Source organism: Pseudomonas sp. zfem005 (genome assembly GCF_032621735.1).
Classification (GTDB): domain Bacteria; phylum Pseudomonadota; class Gammaproteobacteria; order Pseudomonadales; family Pseudomonadaceae; genus Metapseudomonas; species Metapseudomonas solani.
In genome coordinates this window covers 1-3,174 of sequence record NZ_JAVYJE010000026.1, presented here as the reverse complement: position 1 = coordinate 3,174, position 3,174 = coordinate 1, and the positions used below count along the sequence as shown (strand labels likewise).

Annotated in this window: 1 pseudogene; it reads left to right on the top strand. The window is 67.4% G+C overall.

Annotation, left to right across the window (positions count from 1 at the left end):
* Positions 1 to 3,174: pseudogene (locus tag RTW82_RS31565) on the top strand (amino acid adenylation domain-containing protein); the annotation flags it as partial.

Genomic DNA, 3,174 nt, shown 5'->3' with positions numbered 1-3,174 from the left:
ACCGGCACCCAGCTGGTGGGCTACGTGTTGCCGATGGACCTCGTGAACGATGCCGCAGCACTGCGTGACGCCCTGAAAACCGAGCTGAAGGCCGAGCTGCCGGACTACATGGTGCCGACGCACCTGCTGTTTGTGGAGCACTGGCCGTTGACCGCCAACGGCAAGCTGGACCGCAAGGCGCTGCCGCAGCCGGACGCGAGCCAGGCGCAGCAGCACTACGTGGCGCCGCAAAGCGAGCTGGAGCAGCGCCTGGCGGTGATCTGGCAGGACGTGCTCAAGCTGGAGCGGGTAGGGCTCAACGACAACTTCTTCGAGCTGGGCGGGCACTCGTTGCTGGCCACCCAGATGGTGTCGCGGATTCGCCAGGAGCTGGGGCTCGACCTGCAGCTTCGCCAACTGTTCGAGAATGCCGACTTCAAGGCCTGCGTGAAGGTGCTGGAACAATCCGCAGGTGTGCAGACCCTCTCCATTCCACGGGTGGATCGCGGGCAGAGCCTGCCGCTGTCCTATGCCCAGCAGCGCCAGTGGTTCCTCTGGCAGATGGAGCCGGGCAGCGCCGCCTATCACATTCCTGCAGCGCTGCGGATCGAGGGCGAGCTCGACATCGAGGCATTGCAACGGGCCTTCGCGGACCTGGTGCAGCGTCACGAAAGCCTGCGCACCACCTTCGTCCAGAGCGATGGGCAGGCCCGTCAACTGATCCACCCCGACCTGCCGTTGGTGCTGTCGCCCGAGGTGGAAGAGGGCGCAGACGAGGCATACATCCGCGCCTTCGTGCAGAAGCAGGTCAGCGAACCCTTCGACCTCGAAAAGGGCCCGCTGCTGCGGGTCGGCCTGCTGCGCATCGCGCCGCAGGCGTATGTGATGGTGCTGACCCAGCACCACATCGTCTCCGATGGCTGGTCGATGCAACTGCTGGTGCAGGAGCTGATGGAGGGCTATGGGGCCCATGGCCAGGGCCTGGCAGTGCGTCAGGATGCCTTGCCCATCCAGTACGCGGACTATGCCGCCTGGCAACGCCAGTGGATGGAGGCGGGCGAGCGCGAACGCCAGCTGGCCTACTGGACCGCCGCCCTGGGCGACGAGCACCCGTTGCTGGAGCTGCCCACCGACCGCCCACGCCCGGCCCAGCAGAGTTTCGCCGGTGCCCGCCTGGCCATCGAGCTGCCGCCGGCATTGGCCGGGCAACTCGCCCAGCTGGCGCAGCGCGAGGGCGTGACCCTGTTCATGGTGCTGCTGGCCTCGTTCCAGGCGCTGTTGCATCGCTACAGCGGGCAGGCGGATATCCGCGTCGGCGTGCCGATCGCCAACCGCAACCGCGTGGAGACCGAGCGTCTGATCGGCTTCTTCGTCAACACCCAGGTGCTCAGGGCCCAGGTCGATGGGCAGGTGCGCTTCGTCGATCTGCTCGGGCAGGCCCGGGATGCGGCGCTGGGCGCGGAAGCGCACCAGGACCTGCCCTTCGAACAGTTGGTGGATGCCCTGCGCCCGGAGCGCAGCCTGAGCCACAGCCCACTGTTCCAGGTGCTCTACAACCACCAGAGCGCCGGTCGTGAGGCGCTGCCGTCCCTTCCCGGGCTGACGCTGAAAGCGCAGGACTGGGACAGCCACACCGCCCAGTTCGACCTGACCCTGGACACCCTGGAAGCAGCCGGTGAACTCACCGCCTCGTTGACCTACGCCACCGACCTGTTCGATGCGGGCACCGTCTCGCGCCTGGCCGACCATTGGCTCAACCTGCTGCGCGGCATCGTTGCCGACCCGCAGTGCCGTGTTGGCGAACTGCCGCTGCTCGATGCCGAGGAGCGCCAGGCGAACCTGCAGCAGTGGAACCCGGCGGCCCGTRATTTCGACGTCACCCARTGCGCCCACCAGCGCATCGCCGAGCAGGCGCGCCTGCGCCCGGAGGCCATTGCCCTGCGCTTCGAGGCGCAGACCCTGAGCTATGGCGARCTCGATRCCTGGGCCAACCGCCTGGCTCACCAACTGATCGAGCGYGGCGTKGGCCCRGATGTGCGRGTGGGCYTSGCYRYCGAGCGYRGCCTGGAGATGGTGGTRGGCCTGTTGGCGATCCTCAARGCCGGWGGYGCCTATGTGCCCCTGGACCCGAGCTACCCCGAGGACCGCCTGGCCTACATGATCGAGGACAGCGGCATCCGCCTGCTGCTGACCCARCCMGMSYTRYTGCARMGCCTGCCGATMCCGGCGGCGGTGGATGCRYTGMTGCTGGAKGGCGCGGCGGGYTATCCCGAGCASGAGCCGCAGGTGGCGATGTCGCCGGYCAACCTGGCCTAYGTGATCTACACCTCCGGCTCCACWGGCAAGCCGAAAGGCACGTTGCTGCCCCACAGCAACATCATGCGGCTGTTCCAGGCCACYGAAGGCTGGTTCGACTTCGGCGCACAGGACGTCTGGTCGCTGTTCCATTCCTATGCCTTCGAYTTYTCGGTSTGGGARATCTTYGGCGCGCTGCTSTACGGCGGCGAGCTGGTGATCGTGCCCCACGAYGTGAGCCGYTCGCCGCAGGACTTCCATGCCCTGCTGGTGAACACCGGTGTCACCGTGCTSAACCAGACGCCYTCRGCCTTCAAGCCGCTGATGCAGGTGGCSTGYGCCGMYYMGSRYSMSYTGGCRCTGCGYTAYGTGGTGTTCGGTGGCGAGGCCCTGGACGTGCACAGCCTGCGCCCCTGGTTCGAACGCTTCGGCGATACCGCGCCGCAGCTGATCAACATGTACGGCATCACYGAGACCACGGTGCACGTCACCTACCGRCCGYTGTCCCTGGCKGAYCTKGARCATGACGCCAGCAGCCCGATYGGYGAGCCGATTCCGGACCTGTCCTGGTACCTGCTCGACGGYGARCTCAACCCSGTGCCCCGTGGCTGCATCGGTGAGCTCTAYGTRGGYCGYGCCGGYCTGGCGCGGGGCTACCTGAACCGTGGCGACCTGACCGCACAGCGYTTCATCCCCGAYCCCTTCGGCGAGCCCGGTGCACGCCTGTACCGCACCGGCGACCTGGCGCAGTACCGCAGCGACGGCGTCATCCAATACGTGGGGCGCATCGACCACCAGGTGAAGATCCGTGGTTTCCGTATCGAGCTGGGCGAGATCGAGGCGCGCCTGGCCGCACTGGATGCCGTGCGCGAGGCCGTGGTGCTGGCCCATGAAGGGCCG